The sequence below is a fragment of the Thermobispora bispora DSM 43833 genome (assembly GCF_000092645.1).
In the GTDB taxonomy this organism is placed as follows: Bacteria; Actinomycetota; Actinomycetes; order Streptosporangiales; family Streptosporangiaceae; genus Thermobispora; species Thermobispora bispora.
This window is the reverse complement of the sequence record NC_014165.1, coordinates 1,307,808-1,323,804: the sequence shown is the minus strand read 5'-3', so window position 1 is coordinate 1,323,804 and position 15,997 is coordinate 1,307,808. Positions and strand designations below refer to the sequence as shown.

The window sequence follows — 15,997 nt, the reverse complement described above, 5'->3', positions numbered from 1 at the left end:
TCGGCCCGGCGGCGCCGCGTCCTCAGGCGGACCGATCGGGGTGGGCGCCGGAGCGCTGCTCGCGGTCGCCGGCCGCGGTCGCGACCTTCTCGCCGTCCTCGCCCGTCGGCTCGACCCGGCGGACCACCACCGTGCCGATGCGGTTCCGCCGGCCGGCGAGCGTCTCCGCGGTGAGGCGCAGCCCGTCCACCACCGCCTCGGAGCCGGCGATCGGCACCCGGCCGAGGGCGTGCGCGAGGAGGCCGCCGACCGTGTCCACGCCCTCGATGTCGATCTCCGTGTCGAACAGCTCGGCGAGCTCGTCCACGGAGAGGCGCGCGGTGACCCGGGCCACCCCCTCCTCGAGCCACTCCACCCGGGGCGCCTCCTGGTCGTACTCGTCGGCGATCTCCCCGACGATCTCCTCGAGGATGTCCTCGATGGTGACGAGGCCGGCGGTCCCGCCGTACTCGTCGATCACGATGGCGAGGTGGATCTGCCGCGCCTGCATCTCGCGGAGCAGCTCGTCGATCAGCTTGCTCTCCGGCACGTACGTGGCCGGCCGCATGTGCTTCTCGACCTTCGCCGACGAGTCGCCGGTCTCCTGGATGGCGCGGACGATGTCCTTGAGGTAGGCGATCCCGATGACGTCGTCCTCGTTCTCGCCGACCACCGGGATGCGGGAGAACCCGCTGCGCAGCGCGAGCGACAGCGCCTGGCTCAGGGTCTTGCCGCGCTCGATGAACACCATGTCGGTGCGCGGCACCATGACCTCGCGGACCAGCGTGTCCCCCAGCTCGAAGACCGAGTGGATCATCTCCCGCTCGCCGGGCTCGATCACCCGGCCCTTCTCCGCCAGGTCGACCAGGTCGCGCAGCTCCGCCTCGGAGGTGAACGGCCCCTCCCGGAACCCCTTGCCCGGGGTGAGCGCGTTGCCGAGCAGGATCAGCAGGGTGGGCAGCGGGCCGAAGATGCGGGTGAGCCCGTACACGATCGGGGCGCTGGCGAGCGCGATCGGCTCGGCGTGCTGGCGGCCGAGCGTGCGCGGGCAGACACCGACGATCACGTAGCTCACCAGGATCATCACGGCGGCCGCGGCCGCGTAGGCGAGCCCCCGGTCGCCGAGCCAGTCGATGAAGAGCAGGGTGGCGATGACGGTGGCGACCAGCTCACAGCTCAGCCTGAGGAGCATGAGCAGGTTGAGGTAGCGGGGCGGTTCGGCGACGATCGCCTGCAGCCGCCGGGCGCCGCGCCGCCGCGCCTTGACGAACTCCTCGGCCCGGACGCGCGAGATCCTGGCGAGCGCCGTCTCGGCGCTCGCGAGCAGGCCGGCCACCATGATCAGGGCGACGGCGGACAGCAGCCAGCCGCTGATCACGGCTTGCGGCGCACCTCCCGCCATGAGTTCAGCAGCTCCTCCTGGAGCCCGAACATCTCCGCGTGCTCCTCGGGCTCGGCATGGTCATACCCGAGCAGGTGCAGGATTCCGTGGGTGCACAGCAGCTCGAGCTCCTCCTGCGCCCCGTGCCCGGCCTCGGCCGCCTGCTTCGCCGCCACCTGCGGGCAGAGGACGACGTCGCCGAGGAGCGCCGGGTTCGGCGGGTGCTCCTCGTCCCGGGTGGAGTGCGGCCGCAGCTCGTCCATGGGGAAGGCGAGCACGTCGGTCGGCCCGGGTTCGCCCATCCACCGCTCGTGCAGCTCGGCCATGGCCGCCTCGTCGACCACGAGGATCGACAGCTCGGCGAGCGGATTGATCCCCATCCGGTGCAGGACGTGCTCGGCGAGGTCGACGAGGGCGGATTCGTCGATCTCCACCCCGGATTCGTTGGCCAGCTCGATGCTCACGAGGTCTCCTCACGACGGCCCCGGCGCGGACGCCCGGTCATCGTCTCCCCTTGGGCCGTTTGACCATGGCGCGCGGCCCGGAGGCCATCGCCTGGTCGTATCGGTTGTACGCGTTGACGATGTCCGTCACCAGCCGGTGCCGTACCACGTCGGCACTGGTCAGCCTGCAGAAGTAGATGTCGTCGATGCCGTCCAGGATGTCCTGGACGACCCTCAGCCCGCTCTCGTGACCGGGTGGAAGATCGATCTGCGTCACGTCGCCGGTGACGACGATCTTCGAGTTGAAGCCCAGCCGGGTGAGGAACATCTTCATCTGCTCGGGCGAGGTGTTCTGCGCCTCGTCGAGGATGATGAAGGCGTCGTTCAGGGTCCGGCCGCGCATGTACGCCAGGGGCGCGACCTCGATCGTGCCCTGGTTGATAAGCCGCGGGATCGACTCAGGGTCGATCATGTCGTGCAAGGCGTCGTACAGCGGCCGCAGGTAGGGATCGATCTTCTCGTACAGCGTGCCCGGCAGGAACCCGAGCCGCTCACCGGCCTCGACCGCGGGACGGGTCAGGATGATCCGGGTGACCTGCTTGCTCTGCAGGGCCTTCACGGCCTTGGCCATCGCAAGGTAGGTCTTCCCGGTCCCCGCCGGGCCGATGGCGAAGACGATCGTGTACTTGTCGATCGCGTCGACGTACCGCTTCTGATTGAGCGTCTTCGGGCGGATGGTCCGGCCACGGGCGGACAGGATGTCGAGCGAGAGAACGTCGACCGGCCGTTCCGTGGCCGCCCGCAGCATCGCGATGCTGCGCTCTACCGAGTCCGGGGTGAGCTCGGTCCCCGAGTCGATCAGCTCGACCAGCTCCTCGAAGAGCCGGACGACGAGACCGCTCTCCTCCGGGCTGCCCGTGATCGTGATCTCATTGCCGCGGACGTGGATGTCGGCGCGGAATGCGTCTTCGATGACCCGCAGCAGCTCGTCGCCCGAACCGAGGAGGCTGACCATCGACCGCCCCTCGGGGATGACCACCTTGGCCTTGGTCGTACGGGATCGCTGTGGTGACTCGGACATGGGCGGCCGTATCGGCCTCTTCGCCTCCCTAACCTCTCATCGTCATGCTAGCCAGCGGCTCAGCCCGGCGGCCAGTTCAGCGCCCTGCCCCCGAGAACATGGGCATGAACGTGGAACACAGTCTGCCCTGCCTGCGGCCCGGTGTTGAACACGATCCGGTAACCGCTCTCCGCGATGCCCTCCTTGACGGCCACGGCGTGGCACGTCTTCAGCACGTCGTCGGCGAGCCCGTCGTCGGCGGCCGCCAGCGCCGCGGCGTTCTCGTAGTGCGCCTTCGGGACCACGAGGACGTGCGTCGGGGCCTGAGGGTTGATGTCACGGAACGCGAGCGCCCGCCCCGCCTCGAGAACGATGTCCGCGGGGAGTTCCCTGGCCACAATCTTGCAGAACAGGCAATCGGTCACGAACGTAAGAGTAGCCGTTGTCTTTCGTTGCTGCCGCTGTGGATCACCGCGTTAATGTGAGTGTGCGACACTCCCCCCAACCCTTCCTCTCGCCGGGCGAGGAAGCCGCTAGGTCATGCCCTCCAAGGATTCCGAAGAACGTAAACCCGCGGGAAATGACGGACGTCAAAATGATGTGACCACCGAGACCCTTGTGGCCGACAGGTCGATGAGGGCGGCGCCGGTCAGCTGGGACGCCGACACGGCACTGACCGCGCTGTACCGGGCGCACTACCAGTCGCTCGTGCGCCTCGCGGTGCTGCTGGTGCGCGACGTCGCCAGCGCCGAAGAGGTGGTGCAGGACGCGTTCGTCGCGGTCCACGGTGCGTGGCGCCGGTTACGGGACGCCGACAAGGCGCTCGCGTACCTGCGGCGGTCCGTGGTGAACCGGTCCCGGTCCGTGCTGCGGCGCCGGGCGGTGAGCGAGAAGTACGCCCCCAAGGGCGTGCCCGACGCGCCGAGCGCCGAGAACTGGGCGATGGGCGAGCTGGAGCGCTCTGCCGTGATCAAGGCGCTGCGCGGCCTGCCACCCCGCCAGCGCGAGGCGCTCGTGCTGCGCTATTACGGTGACCTGTCGGAGGCCGAGATCGCGGATGCGATGGGCATCAGCAAGGGTGCGGTGAAAAGTCACACGGCCCGCGGCATGGCCGCATTACGAATGGCACTGGAGCAGTTGGCATGACCCTCCCGCCCGACGACGAACTCGGCGAGCTGCTCCGCCGTGCCTTGCACGCGGAGGCAGACTCGGTCGAGCCGTCTCCCGACGGTCTGGAGATCATCCGCACCCGGATCGAGCGGCGCCGGCTGCGGAACCTCTGGTGGTGGCGGGCCGGCGCTTCGGTGGTCGGAGTCGTCCTTGCGGCGGCCGCAGTCGTGACGATCTTCCCCGGCCTGCGCACGCAGGTGGTGGAGCGGACGATCATGCACTCCAGCGACGATCGCGAGGTCGTGGACACGTCCTCCATCCGGCGTCCGCCCGCCTCCCCCAGCGCGCCCGCGGTGGCCCCCACGGCCGATCCGGAGCCGTCCGGGTACGCCCAGACCCCGATCGCGCCGCAGCCGCCGCAACCGAGCGATCCACCGTCGCCGTCCCCGTCACCGAGCCCGTGCGCGTCAGACGACGGCGGACCGGCCGAGCAGGCGACGACCGCCCCCGCGGATGAGCCCGCGCAGGTCTGCCCCACCGTGGTGCCGGCCGATGGGCGTATCACCCCGACGGCGGTGCCGGGCACCCGCAGGCCGGACGTGCCGTCCCGGCCGAGCGATCAGCCCACCCCGGCACCGACGCCCACCCAGGCGGTGCCGCCGAGCGAGCAGCCCGAACCGTTGATCACCACGTCGAGCCCGGTCACCTCCGAGTCCGCGGAGTGACGCGTCACCAGCGCCCGCAGCGGGCGAACAGCACGGCGGCCGCGGCGACCCCCGCCGTGGACGTGCGCAGCACCGTCGGCCCGAGCAGGGCCGGTACGGCTCCCGCCTCGCTCAGGCGAGCGAGCTCCTCCTCGGTGATGCCGCCCTCGGGGCCGACCACCACGACGATGTCCCCGGCGGAGGGGCCCCGGGGCGGGGTGATGCCGCTGAGCGGCCGCTCGGCCTCCTCGTGGAGGACGACCGCGAGCTCCGCACCGGAGATCAGCTCGGCGACCTGAGCCGTCGAGGCCTGCTCGGTCACCTCGGGCAGGTGGAACCGGCGGGACTGCTTCGCCGCCTCGCGGGCCGTGCTCCGCCAGCGCGCGAGCGCCTTGGCCGCACGATCGCCCTTCCACTGCACCACGCACCGGGAGGCCGCCCACGGCACGATCACGTCCACCCCGGCCTCGGTCATCATCTCGACGGCGAGCTCGCCCCGGTCGCCCTTGGCGAGCGCCTGGACCACGATCAGCCGGGGGCGGGGCGGCTCGGCGTGGAACCGCCGGAGCACCCGCGCGGTGAGCACGTCCTTGCCGGTCTCCGCCACGACGCACTCGGCGACCCGGCCGGCGCCGTCGGTGATGTCGACCCGCTCGCCCGGCCGGAGCCGCCGCACGGTCGCCGCATGGTGCCCCTCGGGGCCGGAGAGGACGATGTGGTCCTCCGCGGAGCCGGCCGCGTCGGATAGGAAGACGGGAACGCTCATGAGGGCTCAGCGGCCGTTGAACGCGTCGCGCAGCCGGGCGAAGAAGCCCTGCTGACCGGGGGCGAACTTGCCGGGCGGCCGTTCCTCGCCGCGGAGCTTGGCGAGCTGCCGCAGGAGCTCCTCCTGCTGGGCGTCGAGCTTCGTGGGGGTCTCCACGTTGACGTGGATGTGCAGGTCGCCCCGGCCGGTCTCGTTGAGCCGCGGGACGCCCTTGCCGTGCAGCCGGATGACCTGGCCCGGCTGGGTGCCCGGGCGGATGTCGACCTCCTCGACACCGTCGAGGGTCTCGATGGTGAGCGTGGTGCCGAGGGCGGCCGCGGTCATCGGGATCTGGACCGTGCAGTGCAGGTCGTCGCCCTGGCGCTCGAAGATGGGGTGCGGACGCTCGACGATCTCGAGGAACAGGTCGCCGGGCGGCCCGCCGCCGAAGCCGACCTCGCCCTCCCCGGCGAGCTGGATGTGCGTGCCGTCCTCGACGCCGGCCGGGATCTTCACCTTGATCGTCCGCCGGGTGCGCACCCGGCCCTCACCGGAGCACTCCGGGCACAGGTGCCGGATGACCGTGCCGTACCCGCCGCACTGGGGGCACGGGCGGGAGGTCATCACCTGGCCGAGGAACGACCGGGTCACCTGCGAGATCTCACCGGTCCCGCGGCACAGGTCGCAGGTCTCGGGGTGGGTGCCCGGGGAGGCGCCGGAGCCCTGGCACATGTCGCAGAGCACGGCCGTGTCGACGACGATCTCCCGGGTGCAGCCGAAGGCCGCCTCCGCGAGGTCGAGCTCCACCCTGATCGTGGCGTTGCGCCCGCGCCTGGCCCGCGGCCGGGGCCCCCGCGACGTGGACGTGCCGAAGAAGGCGTCCATGATGTCGCTGAACGCGAAGCCCGCCCCGAAGCCGCCGGCCCCGGCGGTCGCCGTCGAGTTCAGCGGATCGGTGCCCAGGTCGTACATGCGGCGCTTGTTGTCGTCGGAGAGCACCTCGTACGCCTGGGTGATCTCCTTGAACCGCTCCTGCGTCGCCGGGTCGGGATTGACGTCAGGGTGCAGCTCACGGGCGAGACGGCGGTACGCCTTCTTGATCTCCTCTTTGCTGGCGTCGCGCCGTACCCCGAGGATCGCGTAATAGTCGGTCGCCACTTATGACCCCGCCAATATGTGGCCTACGTAGCGCGCAACGGCGCGCACGGCGCCCATCGTTACCGGATAGTCCATTCGCGTCGGTCCGAGCACGCCGAGCCGGGCCAGCACCCGATCGCCGGTACCGTACCCGGCGGAGACGAACGACGTGCCCCGCAGCACACTGTAGGGGTTCTCCGACCCGATCCGTACCGTGAGATCGGCCATGCCGCCGCTGCCGTTGGCCTCGCCGAGCAGCCGCATGAGGACGACCTGCTCCTCCAGGGCCTCCAGCACGTCGCGCAGCCCGACGTTGAAGTCGGACGCGGCGAGGTTCGCCGTCCCGCCGAAGACGATCTTCGAGTCGTGGCGCTCCACGAGCGTCTCCAGGAGCACCGACAGGACCGTGGCGGCGAGCTGGCGCTCCTCGGGCGGGAGCCGCTCGGGCAGGTCGGCGACGGTCTCCTGCACCTGGGAGAGGCCGCACCCGTCCAGGCAGGAGTTCAGGACGTTGCGGAGGTTGGCGATCTGGTCCTCGTCGATGTCCTCGGTCGTCTCCACGACCCGCTGCTCGACCCGGCCGGTGTTGGTGATGAGCACGAGCATGAGCCGCCGCGCGGTCAGCGGCACGAGCTCGACGTGACGCACCGACGACTTGGACAGGGAGGGGTACTGCACGACCGCGACGTGCCGGGTGAGCTGGGCGAGGAGCCGTACCGTGCGGGAGATGATCTCATCGAGGTCCACCGCACCGGCGAGGAAGGTCTCGATCGCCCTGCGCTCCGCGGCGGAGAGCGGCTTGATCTGCGAGAGCCGGTCGACGAACAGGCGATAGCCCTTGTCGGTCGGCACTCGACCCGCGCTCGTATGGGGCTGCGTTATGTATCCCATCTCCTCGAGTGCCGCCATGTCGTTCCGGACCGTCGCCGGGGAGACTCCGAGATTGTGTCGCTCCACGAGCGCCTTGGACCCGACCGGCTCCTTGGTGGACACGTAGTCCTCGACGATGGCGCGAAGCACGGCCAGCTTGCGGTCGTCGAGCAAGGTCTCACCTCCCTGTCCTTGGGAAACGCAGCCCTTGGCACTCTGTGTTCCCGAGTGCCAAGTGTACGGTCAGCACCCGTGAGATGCGATGACACGATGGCCTCACGGAACAACCAGCACTCAAGGGCTTAGAAGCGACATACCGCAAAAGTTCTGGCATGGCGACCCCTGCCGCGGGCAGTGTCCCGGGCGGTCCTGCGCGTCCCACCCGCGCGCCGCTCGCCTCCCTCCGGCCGTGCCGCCTCCGGTACGGCCGGCCGCCCCGCCACGGGCGCCCGCGCCGATCGGGCGCGGTGTTCCCCGGGCGGGCGGGATGGGCTCCCCCGGTCTGCTAGCGTTCGCCGCATGTACGGGCGCGACGTGCTCTCCGAGGACCGGCGCTCCCGGCGCCGGCCGATCCCCGAGATCCCGGCCGAGCCGGGCCTGGTGGTGGAGGACGCCGAAGGCCGATTCTGCGGCGCGGTGGTCGACTGCGGCAAGGACGCCGTCACCCTGGAGGACAGGTTCGGGCAGCGGCGGGTCTTCCCGCTCATCCCCGCCGGATTCCTCTTCGAGGGAAAGCCGGTGACGCTCGTCCGGCCGGCCGCCTCCGGCCGTGGCCCACGGCGGAGCCCGTCCGGGTCGATCGCGGTGGAAGGGCTGCGGGCGCGGACCGCCCGCGGCAGCCGCATCTACGTCGAGGGCGTCCACGACGCGGAGCTCGTCGAGAAGATCTGGGGGCACGACCTTCGGGTGGAGGGCGTGGCCGTCGAGTACCTGGAGGGCATCGACGACCTGCCGGACATCGTCGCGGAGTTCGCCCCCGGCCCCGGGCGCCGGCTGGGCGTGCTCGTCGACCACCTCGTGCCCGGGTCCAAGGAGAGCAGGATCGCCGCCCAGGTCTCCGGCGATCACGTGCTCGTGGTCGGCCACCCGTACGTGGACATCTGGCAGGCGATCAAGCCGGCGGTGCTCGGCATCGGCGCCTGGCCGGAGGTCCCCCACGGGGTGCCGTGGAAGGAAGGGGTGATCGCCGCGCTGGGCTGGCGGATGACCCCGCAGGAGGCCTGGCGGCACATCCTGGGCCGGGTCCGCAGCTACGCCGACCTGGAGCCCGCGCTGCTGGGCCGGGTGGAGGAGCTCATCGACTTCGTGACCGAGCCGGACTGAGCCGCCGGGTCGCGGCCGGCCCGGATCGGGCGGGCGGCGGGTCGTGACCGGACCGGATGAGGGCCATCGGCGTGACCGGCCGGATGGAGCCGCCGTGCCGGATGGACCGCGTCGGGGACCGCATCGGGCGCCCGGTGCGGATCGGCCGGTGCGATGGCCGGAGCGATCGGCCGGGGCGAGCCGCGGCCGGCCGGCGATCAGCCGACCAGGTCCCGGGCCACGCTGTCGGCGAGCAGCCGCCCCCGCAGGGTGAGCACGGCCCGCCCCGCCTTGAACGGCTCCACCTCGAGCAGCCCATCGGCGAGGGCCCGGGCGCAGGCCGGGCGCGCCCCGGGGGGTATCGCGTCGAGGGGCAGCCCGGTGGCGAGCCGGAGCTCCAGCATGATCCGCTCGGTCGCCCGTTCCTCAGGAGTGAGCACCTCCCGGGCCTGCGCGGGCGACTTGCCGGCCGCGAGCCGCGCGGCGTACCGGGCCGGGTGCTTCACGTTCCACCACCGCGTGCCGCCGACGTGGCCGTGTGCCCCGGGGCCCGCGCCCCACCAGTCGCCGCTGGTCCAGTAGAGGAGGTTGTGGCGGCACCGGCCCGCCTCGGTGCGGGCCCAGTTCGAGATCTCGTACCACCGGAACCCTGCCGCGGAGAGCAGCTCCTCGGCGATGAGGTACCGGTCGGCGGCCACGTCCTCGTCGGGCATGGGCAGCTCCCCCCGCCGGACGCGCGCGGCGAGCCGCGTGCCGTCCTCGACGATCAGCGAGTAGGCGGAGACGTGGTCCGGCCCGGCGGCGAGCGCCGTCTCCAGGGTCGCCCGCCAGTCGTCGTCGCTCTCCCCCGGCGTGTTGTAGATCAGGTCGAGGTTGACGTGGGCGAACCCGGCCGCGTGCGCCTCCCGTACGGCCTGGACCGCGCGGCCGGGGGTGTGCCGGCGGTCGAGCACCCGGAGCACGTGCTCCCGCGCGCTCTGCATGCCGAAGCTCACCCGGGTGAACCCGCCGGCGCGCAGCTCCTCCAGGTAGGCCGGGCTCACCGACTCCGGGTTGGCCTCGGTGGTCACCTCCGCCCCCGGGGCGAGCCCGAACTCGCCGGCGATCGCCCGGAGGATCCGCACCAGGTCGGCCGCGGGGAGCAGGGTCGGCGTGCCGCCGCCGAAGAACACGGTCTCGACCCGGGGCGCTGCGTCGCCGAGCACGCGCCGGGCCAGCCGTACCTCCTGGATCACCGTGTCCGCGTAGCCGGCGGGAGAGGCGCCGGGGCCGAGCTCGGCGGCGGTGTAGGTGTTGAAGTCGCAGTACCCGCAGCGGGTCGCGCAGAACGGGACGTGGACGTAGAACCCGAAGGGGCGCGAGCCGAGCCCGTCGAGCGCGCTCGCGGGCAGCTCACCGGTGGGCGGCGCAGGGTCACCGTCGGGAAGCACGGAAGGCACGCCTTAAGTCTGCCGCCGCCGCCCGGGTACCCGGGACAGGCCCGGCGGCCATCGGCCGGCACCGATCAGGAGCCCAGCACCCGTGCCGCGATCCGGTCCCACTTCTCGCCGAGCCCCGGGACGGCGAGCACCCGGCGCATCAGCTCCTTGTCGCCGTGGTACGCGGCGAACGCCTCGCCGATCGTCACGCTCGGCCACGGGCGCTCCAGCACCTCGATCTCATCCCCCGCGCCGAGCTCCCCGGTCTCGATCACCCGGAAGTACGCGCCCGGGCGGCCCGCCTCGGTGAAACGCTTGACCCAGCCCGGCTCGCCCATCCAGTTCCGGAACACCGCGCACGGCGTGCGAGGGCCGGTCACCTCGAGCACCGCGGTGCCCACCCGCCACCGCTCGCCGAGCAGCGCGCCGGTCACGTCGACCCCGACCGTGGTGAGGTTCTCCCCGAACAGGCCGTCGCGGAGTTCACGGCCGAGCTGGGACTCCCACCAGTCGTAGTCCTCCCGCGCGTAGGCGTAGACCGCCTGGTCCGGGTGGCCGTGGTGCGTCACGTCGGCGCGTTCGTCGCCCGCCAGGCCGTTCCCGCCCACGGAGACCCGGCCCGCCACCGGGCGCTTGTCGATCGCCGTCCGCTTGAGCCGCCCCGCCCACTCGGCGTCGACGGCCCGGCCCACGTTGACAGAGCGGATTCGCACCCCCCAAGGCTACGGGAGGCGCCCACCCGGGAGGAAACGGTTTTCCGCGGCGTCGAAGGGGCGGGCGGCAGCCCCGTCTCGCCGGGCGGGGCCGTGCCCCGTGCGGGCCCGGCGGGCGCCCAGACCGGCCGGCGCCTGGACCCGGCGGGCGCCGCCGGCCTCTCGCCCATGTCCCCGGAGCCTTACCGCTCGTCCCCGGAGCGCTACTTCTTGCCCTTGTCCCCGGAGCCGGTGTCGGTGGCCAGCGCCGCGACGAAGGCCTCCTGGGGCACCTCGACCCGGCCGACCATCTTCATCCGCTTCTTGCCTTCCTTCTGCTTCTCCAGCAGCTTCCGCTTACGGGTGATGTCACCGCCGTAGCACTTGGCGAGCACGTCCTTCCGCAGCGGGCGGATGTTCTCCCGGGCGATCACGCGGGAGCCGATCGCGGCCTGGATCGGCACCTCGAACTGCTGCCGCGGGATGAGCTCCTTGAGCTTCCGGGCCATCTCCACGCCGTAGGAGTAGGCCTTGTCCCGATGCACGATCGCGCTGAACGCGTCCACCGGCTCGCCGTTGAGCAGGATGTCCACCTTGACCAGGTCGGCCTGCTGCTCGCCGTACGGCTCGTAGTCGAGGGACGCGTAGCCGCGGGTGCGCGACTTGAGCTGGTCGAAGAAGTCGAAGATGATCTCGGCGAGCGGCAGGATGTACCGGATCTCCACCCGGTCGGCGGAGATGTAGTCCATGCCCTGGAGCTGGCCGCGGCGGTTCTGGCAGAGCTCCATGATCGCGCCGATGTAGTCGGCGGGCGTGATCACGGTCGCCTTCACCACGGGCTCGTAGACGGCGCCGACCTTCCCCTGCGGGAACTCGGACGGGTTGGTGACGGTGAACTCCTTCCCGTCGTCCATCACCACCCGGTAGATGACGTTCGGCGCGGTCGAGATGAGCGAGAGGTTGAACTCGCGCTCCAGCCGCTCCCGGACGATCTCCATGTGCAGCAGGCCGAGGAACCCGCAGCGGAACCCGAAGCCGAGCGCGGCCGACGTCTCCGGCTCGTACACCAGGGCGGCGTCGTTGAGCTGGAGCTTGTCCAGGGCGTCCCGGAGCTCGGGGTAGTCGTCGCCGTCCACCGGGTAGAGGCCGGAGTAGACCATCGGCTTGGGGTGCTCGTACCCGGGGAGCGGCGTGTCCGCGGGCCGGGCGGCGCTGGTCACCGTGTCACCGACCCGGGACTGGCGGACGTCCTTCACCCCGGTGATCAGGTAGCCCACCTCGCCGACCCCGAGGCCGTGCTCGGACGGCACGGGCTCCGGCGAGATCACGCCCATCTCCAGGAGCTCGTGCTGGGCGCCCGTGGACATCATCAGCACCCGCTCGCGGTTGGCCAGGTGCCCGTCGACCACCCGGACGTACGTGACCACGCCCCGGTAGGTGTCGTAGACCGAGTCGAAGATGAGCGCCCGCGGCGGGGCGTCCGGGTCCCCGACCGGGGGCGGGACGGTGGCCACGATGTGATCGAGCAGCGCCTCGACCCCCTCGCCGGTCTTCCCCGACACGCGCAGCACCTCGCCGGGCTCGCAGCCGATCAGCCCGGCCAGCTCCTCGGCGTACTTGTCCGGCTGCGCCGCGGGCAGGTCGATCTTGTTGAGCACCGGGATGATGTGCAGCTCCGCGTTCATGGCCAGGTAGAGGTTGGCCAGCGTCTGCGCCTCGATGCCCTGCGCCGCGTCGACCAGCAGGATCGCGCCCTCGCACGCCTCCAGCGACCGGGACACCTCATAGGTGAAGTCCACGTGCCCCGGCGTGTCGATCAGGTTGAGGACGTACCCCTTCCACGGGAGCCGTACGGCCTGAGACTTGATCGTGATGCCGCGCTCCCGCTCGATGTCCATTCGGTCGAGGTACTGCGCGCGCATCGATCTCTCGTCCACCACGCCGGTGAGCTGCAGCATCCGGTCGGCGAGGGTGGACTTGCCATGGTCGATATGCGCGATGATGCAGAAGTTGCGGATCAACGCGGGGTCGGTCTGGCCAGGCTGAGTGCGCACAGGGGTCCGTTTCGACACGAAGGGTTTGCTGCCGATCGGCCGGGCCGCCTCGCGCAGCTCGGCGCGCCCGCCCATTCCGATGGCTGGCGGACCAGCCATCCTCCATGGTGGCATGTCCCGCCGCTTGCCTTGACCACCCGGCGACCATCGGGCGGATTCCGCCTGGGCAGCGGGGCCGCCGGCGCGCCGGAGCCGGCGGGGCGAACCCTCCGGACCGCGCCCCGCCGGGGCCGAGCGGGCCGCCGGACGGGTCGAGCCGGGCGTGCGCCGGATGGGCGGTGAGCGGCCGGCCAAGTCCGGATAAGTAACGTATCCGCCCGCGCAGGGCAGGGACCGCCGGTCGAGTGTTCCAGAGGACTCGGCGGCCAACGTATCCGCACGCGCGGGACAGGAACAGCGCTCGGGATCTACGCGCGCGGGGACGGCAGGGGCCTTCCGGGCCAACACGCCTCCGAAACCTCGGGATCTACGCGCGGGGACGGCGCTGGGGTCCCGTGCCCGCGCGAAGGGCGGGCGCGATCACGGCGGCCCCGCTGATCGTGGACGATGAGTCCCGTACCCGCGGGAAGCTCCGGGTCTCCGTCCACACGGGCAGGGGCGATGCACAGGCTTCACCGACGCCCGCCCGGTGATCGAATTCCGTCCAAGCGGGCAGGGACGGCGCTCGGAGATCGCATACACGCGGGACGGGAAGGCCCTACGGCAAGCGGCGCTCGGTGTCAAGACCGGGATCTCATACGCGCGGGAAGGAACGGCGTCCGGGCGAGATCCCACCAGCCGTTCGGGCGAGATCTCACCGGCCGGCACGGACGTAGCCGTGCGCATAGGACGGCGGGCGGCGGATCGCCCCGGCTCGGGCGCGTCCGCGGACCGGGCCCGCTCCCGAGAAGAGCCCTCTGACCTCCGGGAGCCCGGCCCATGAACCCGAGGATCCCAGGCCCGGACTCCCAGGGAGCGGCGATGAGCCCTGGAAGCCGGGCATGGACCTCCGGGGCCATGCCGGCGGCGCCGTTCCCGCCACCACGTGGCGAGGGCTGGGAAGCCGAGGGTCAGCCCTGTGGCCACTGGCACGGCGGCACGCCGCGGTCGGCCCCGGCCGGGAACGCCACCCGGCAGCGTCCGGATCGGCACCGGCCCGTTGCCCCCGGGAGATCGGGCGTGGCCCTCTGGGGACCAGCTCACCAACCCTGTGAGGCTTCTCCGGGAACCGGCTCATTGACCCTGGGAGATCGAGTACGGACCTCTGGAGATCGGGGACACGGACCGCGGGCGACGGGCGCCCGTCAGGTGCGCCGGCGCGATATCATTGACGCCGATCAGCGGTCCACCGGTGCGATTTGAGCGTCGGCACGGGCTGTTGGTACTGTGTCCAACTGCGTGTGGCGCGCCTTCCATCAGCCCGCGCGCGCCCCATCGGATCCGGAATCACTGCTGAGGCTTCCTTCGTGGCGAACATCAAGTCCCAGATCAAGCGCAACCGGCAGAACGAGAAGCGCCGGCTGCGGAACAAGGCTGTCAAGTCGTCCCTGAAGACGGCGATTCGCAAGTTCCGCGAGGCCGCCGACCAGGGCAACGTCGAGGAGGCGATCGTCCTCCTGCGTGCGGCCTGCCGGCAGCTCGACAAGGCCGTCAGCAAGGGCGTCATCCACAAGAACCAGGCGGCCAACCGGAAGTCGGCGATCGCCAAGCGCGCCGCCGCCCTCCAGGCGGCCGCCCAGAAGGCCGACGCCTGAGCGGGCCAACGTCACGCCGCATCCCGGCCGCGGGGTGCGGCGTTTTGGTGTGCACGCGTTTCGGCGTGCCCGGGCTGTGCGGAGGCTCCGGGCACGGCCCGGTCTGACCCGGAGCCGCACCGACCGGACGTGGTACGGCCCGGCGGCGGCTTCAGGCGCTCCTTGCGCACCGGGTGGAGTTCTGCGCGTTCATGGGACGACGGCCACGGGATGCCGTCCCGGCCGAACCGGCGGCGGTGGCCGCGGCGGGGCATGCGCCGGAGTCAGCGGCCGGTGCGGCTGGCGACGATGACCTGGACGGCCCGCTCCAGTGCGTACGCGGGGTCGGTGCCGGCGCCCTTGACCTGCTCGTCGGCGACGGCCACGGCCTGCATGGCGGTTGAGAGCCCTTCCGGGCCCCAGCCCGCGAGCTGGCGCCGCACCCGCTCGATCTTCCACGGGGGCAGCCCTACGTGCGAGGCGAGCTGGCCGCCGCGCAGGTTGCGCGGTGCGCCTCCCACCTTGGCGAGCGCCCGGAGCCCGTTGGCGAGCGCGCTGACGATCAGCACGGGCGCGACACCGGTGGCGAGGGCCCACCTGAGCTGTTCGAGCGCCTCCCCGAGCTTCCCCTCGATGGCGAGGTCGGCGATGGAGAATCCGGTGACCTCGGCGCGGCCCCGGTAGTAGCGGGCGACGGCGGCCTCGTCGATCTTCTCGCCCGGGGTGTCGAAGACGAGCTGGGAACAGGCTGCGGCGAGCTCGCGCAGATCGCTGCCGACCGCGTCGAGCAGGGCCTGCGCCGCGGCCGGGGTGATCGTACGGCCGGCGCGCTCGAACTCGCCCCGGATGAAGTCGAGCCGCTCCCCCGGCTTCGTCGGCTTGGCCACGGTGATCACATGGGCGCCCGCCTTCTTGAGCCCGTCGACCAGCGCCTTGCCCTTCGCGCCCCCGTCGTGGGCGACGATGAGGTGGACGTCCTCGGCCGGGTCGGCCGCGTAGGCGAGGACCTCGTTGATCACCTCCTTCTTCAGCTCCTGGGCCGACCTGATCAGCACCACGGACCGGTCGCCGAAGAGCGACGGCGAGGCGACCCGGGCGAGATCCCCGGGTTCGGCCTCCCCACCGGCGAGCTCATGCACCTCGATCCCTGGGTCGGTGCCGCGCGCCTGCGCCACGGTGGCGCGGATGGCGCGGTCGGCCAGGAACTCCTCGTCGCCGATGATCAGGGTCACGGGTGCCGGGTTCGCCATGTCTGGCAGCATGCCACGCCGTGCGCTCCCCGGGCACATCGATCGCCGGGGCCCGCGCCGTGGCCATCGGTTCCGCACCCGCCGATGACCCGCCGATGAGACAGCACGCCCGTTGCCGTCCTGGCCGCTTGCGCCCGCGG

General features: G+C 71.8%; 15 protein-coding genes. 4 read left to right on the top strand and 11 right to left on the bottom strand.

Annotated features, from left to right (window positions below):
• Positions 1–22: 22 nt before the first annotated feature.
• From TBIS_RS05795 to TBIS_RS05780, 4 genes are read right to left on the bottom strand one after another with little or no spacing between them, the layout of a single operon-like run.
• Positions 23–1,381: a hemolysin family protein gene (locus TBIS_RS05795; protein ID WP_013131413.1), complete on the bottom strand. Its 1,359-nt coding sequence runs from the start codon at positions 1,379–1,381 to the stop codon at positions 23–25.
• Positions 1,354–1,824, bottom strand: coding sequence for an rRNA maturation RNase YbeY (ybeY, locus tag TBIS_RS05790; protein ID WP_013131412.1), 471 nt, complete (start codon positions 1,822–1,824; stop codon positions 1,354–1,356). The genes TBIS_RS05795 and ybeY overlap by 28 nt, the downstream gene beginning before the upstream one ends.
• Before the next feature lie 37 nt (positions 1,825–1,861).
• Positions 1,862–2,884, bottom strand: a complete 1,023-nt coding sequence (locus TBIS_RS05785; RefSeq protein ID WP_013131411.1) for a PhoH family protein — start codon at positions 2,882–2,884, stop codon at positions 1,862–1,864.
• A 59-nt stretch (positions 2,885–2,943) separates the two neighbouring features.
• Positions 2,944–3,288 carry a histidine triad nucleotide-binding protein gene (locus TBIS_RS05780; RefSeq protein WP_013131410.1) on the bottom strand — a complete coding sequence of 115 codons (345 nt, stop codon included), beginning with the start codon at positions 3,286–3,288 and terminating at the stop codon, positions 2,944–2,946.
• A 208-nt stretch (positions 3,289–3,496) separates the two neighbouring features.
• On the opposite strand from TBIS_RS05780, the gene TBIS_RS05775 reads away from it, so the two are divergent.
• Both TBIS_RS05775 and TBIS_RS18080 read left to right on the top strand, forming a co-directional pair.
• Positions 3,497–4,009 (top strand): SigE family RNA polymerase sigma factor, encoded by a 513-nt coding sequence (locus TBIS_RS05775; RefSeq protein WP_041431998.1) that lies wholly within the window; start codon positions 3,497–3,499, stop codon positions 4,007–4,009.
• Entirely contained in the window at positions 4,006–4,698 is a 693-nt protein-coding gene (locus TBIS_RS18080; RefSeq protein ID WP_013131408.1) for a hypothetical protein, read from the top strand. The genes TBIS_RS05775 and TBIS_RS18080 overlap by 4 nt, the downstream gene beginning before the upstream one ends.
• Before the next feature lie 4 nt (positions 4,699–4,702).
• Here the strand turns inward: TBIS_RS18080 and TBIS_RS05765 are convergent, their stop codons facing one another.
• The 3 genes from TBIS_RS05765 to hrcA are packed head-to-tail and all read right to left on the bottom strand — an operon-like array spanning position 4,703 to position 7,603.
• Positions 4,703–5,443, bottom strand: coding sequence for a 16S rRNA (uracil(1498)-N(3))-methyltransferase (locus tag TBIS_RS05765; protein ID WP_013131407.1), 741 nt, complete (start codon positions 5,441–5,443; stop codon positions 4,703–4,705).
• Positions 5,444–5,449: 6 nt separating this feature from the next.
• A complete protein-coding gene (gene dnaJ / locus TBIS_RS05760; RefSeq protein ID WP_013131406.1) occupies positions 5,450–6,580 on the bottom strand; it encodes a molecular chaperone DnaJ in 1,131 nt (376 codons plus the stop codon).
• Positions 6,581–7,603 carry a heat-inducible transcriptional repressor HrcA gene (gene hrcA, locus TBIS_RS05755; RefSeq protein ID WP_013131405.1) on the bottom strand — a complete coding sequence of 341 codons (1,023 nt, stop codon included), beginning with the start codon at positions 7,601–7,603 and terminating at the stop codon, positions 6,581–6,583.
• 345 nt (positions 7,604–7,948) lie between these two features.
• Between hrcA and TBIS_RS05750 the strand changes: the two genes are divergently transcribed.
• Positions 7,949–8,752, top strand: a complete 804-nt coding sequence (locus TBIS_RS05750; protein WP_013131404.1) for a DUF3097 domain-containing protein — start codon at positions 7,949–7,951, stop codon at positions 8,750–8,752.
• A gap of 197 nt (positions 8,753–8,949) precedes the next feature.
• On the opposite strand, the gene hemW is transcribed toward TBIS_RS05750, so the two are convergent.
• The 3 genes from hemW to lepA form a co-directional block, all read right to left on the bottom strand.
• Positions 8,950–10,170, bottom strand: a complete 1,221-nt coding sequence (gene hemW, locus TBIS_RS05745) for a radical SAM family heme chaperone HemW (protein ID WP_041431249.1) — start codon at positions 10,168–10,170, stop codon at positions 8,950–8,952.
• 65 nt (positions 10,171–10,235) lie between these two features.
• Complete coding sequence (locus tag TBIS_RS05740) at positions 10,236–10,862, bottom strand: MOSC domain-containing protein (protein ID WP_013131402.1); 627 nt, start codon at positions 10,860–10,862, stop codon at positions 10,236–10,238.
• 203 nt (positions 10,863–11,065) lie between these two features.
• On the bottom strand, positions 11,066–12,895 hold the full coding sequence (gene lepA, locus TBIS_RS05735; protein WP_041431995.1) for a translation elongation factor 4: 1,830 nt from the start codon (positions 12,893–12,895) through the stop codon (positions 11,066–11,068).
• A gap of 1,445 nt (positions 12,896–14,340) precedes the next feature.
• On the opposite strand from lepA, the gene rpsT reads away from it, so the two are divergent.
• Positions 14,341–14,628: a 30S ribosomal protein S20 gene (rpsT, locus tag TBIS_RS05730; RefSeq protein ID WP_013131400.1), complete on the top strand. Its 288-nt coding sequence runs from the start codon at positions 14,341–14,343 to the stop codon at positions 14,626–14,628.
• 263 nt (positions 14,629–14,891) lie between these two features.
• On the opposite strand, the gene holA is transcribed toward rpsT, so the two are convergent.
• Complete coding sequence (gene holA / locus TBIS_RS05725; RefSeq protein ID WP_206207302.1) at positions 14,892–15,857, bottom strand: DNA polymerase III subunit delta; 966 nt, start codon at positions 15,855–15,857, stop codon at positions 14,892–14,894.
• Positions 15,858–15,997 lie beyond the last annotated feature (140 nt).

Excerpts from the sequence above, each read along its gene's own strand:
- TBIS_RS05795 (WP_013131413.1), bottom strand. The coding sequence starts at position 1,381 with ATGGCGGGAGGTGCGCCGCAAGCCGTGATCAGCGGCTGGCTGCTGTCC.
- TBIS_RS05785 (WP_013131411.1), bottom strand. The coding sequence starts at position 2,884 with ATGTCCGAGTCACCACAGCGATCCCGTACGACCAAGGCCAAGGTGGTC.
- TBIS_RS05775 (WP_041431998.1), top strand. The coding sequence starts at position 3,497 with ATGAGGGCGGCGCCGGTCAGCTGGGACGCCGACACGGCACTGACCGCG.
- TBIS_RS18080 (WP_013131408.1), top strand. The coding sequence starts at position 4,006 with ATGACCCTCCCGCCCGACGACGAACTCGGCGAGCTGCTCCGCCGTGCC.
- TBIS_RS05765 (WP_013131407.1), bottom strand. The coding sequence starts at position 5,443 with ATGAGCGTTCCCGTCTTCCTATCCGACGCGGCCGGCTCCGCGGAGGAC.
- TBIS_RS05750 (WP_013131404.1), top strand. The coding sequence starts at position 7,949 with ATGTACGGGCGCGACGTGCTCTCCGAGGACCGGCGCTCCCGGCGCCGG.
- holA (WP_206207302.1), bottom strand. The coding sequence starts at position 15,857 with ATGGCGAACCCGGCACCCGTGACCCTGATCATCGGCGACGAGGAGTTC.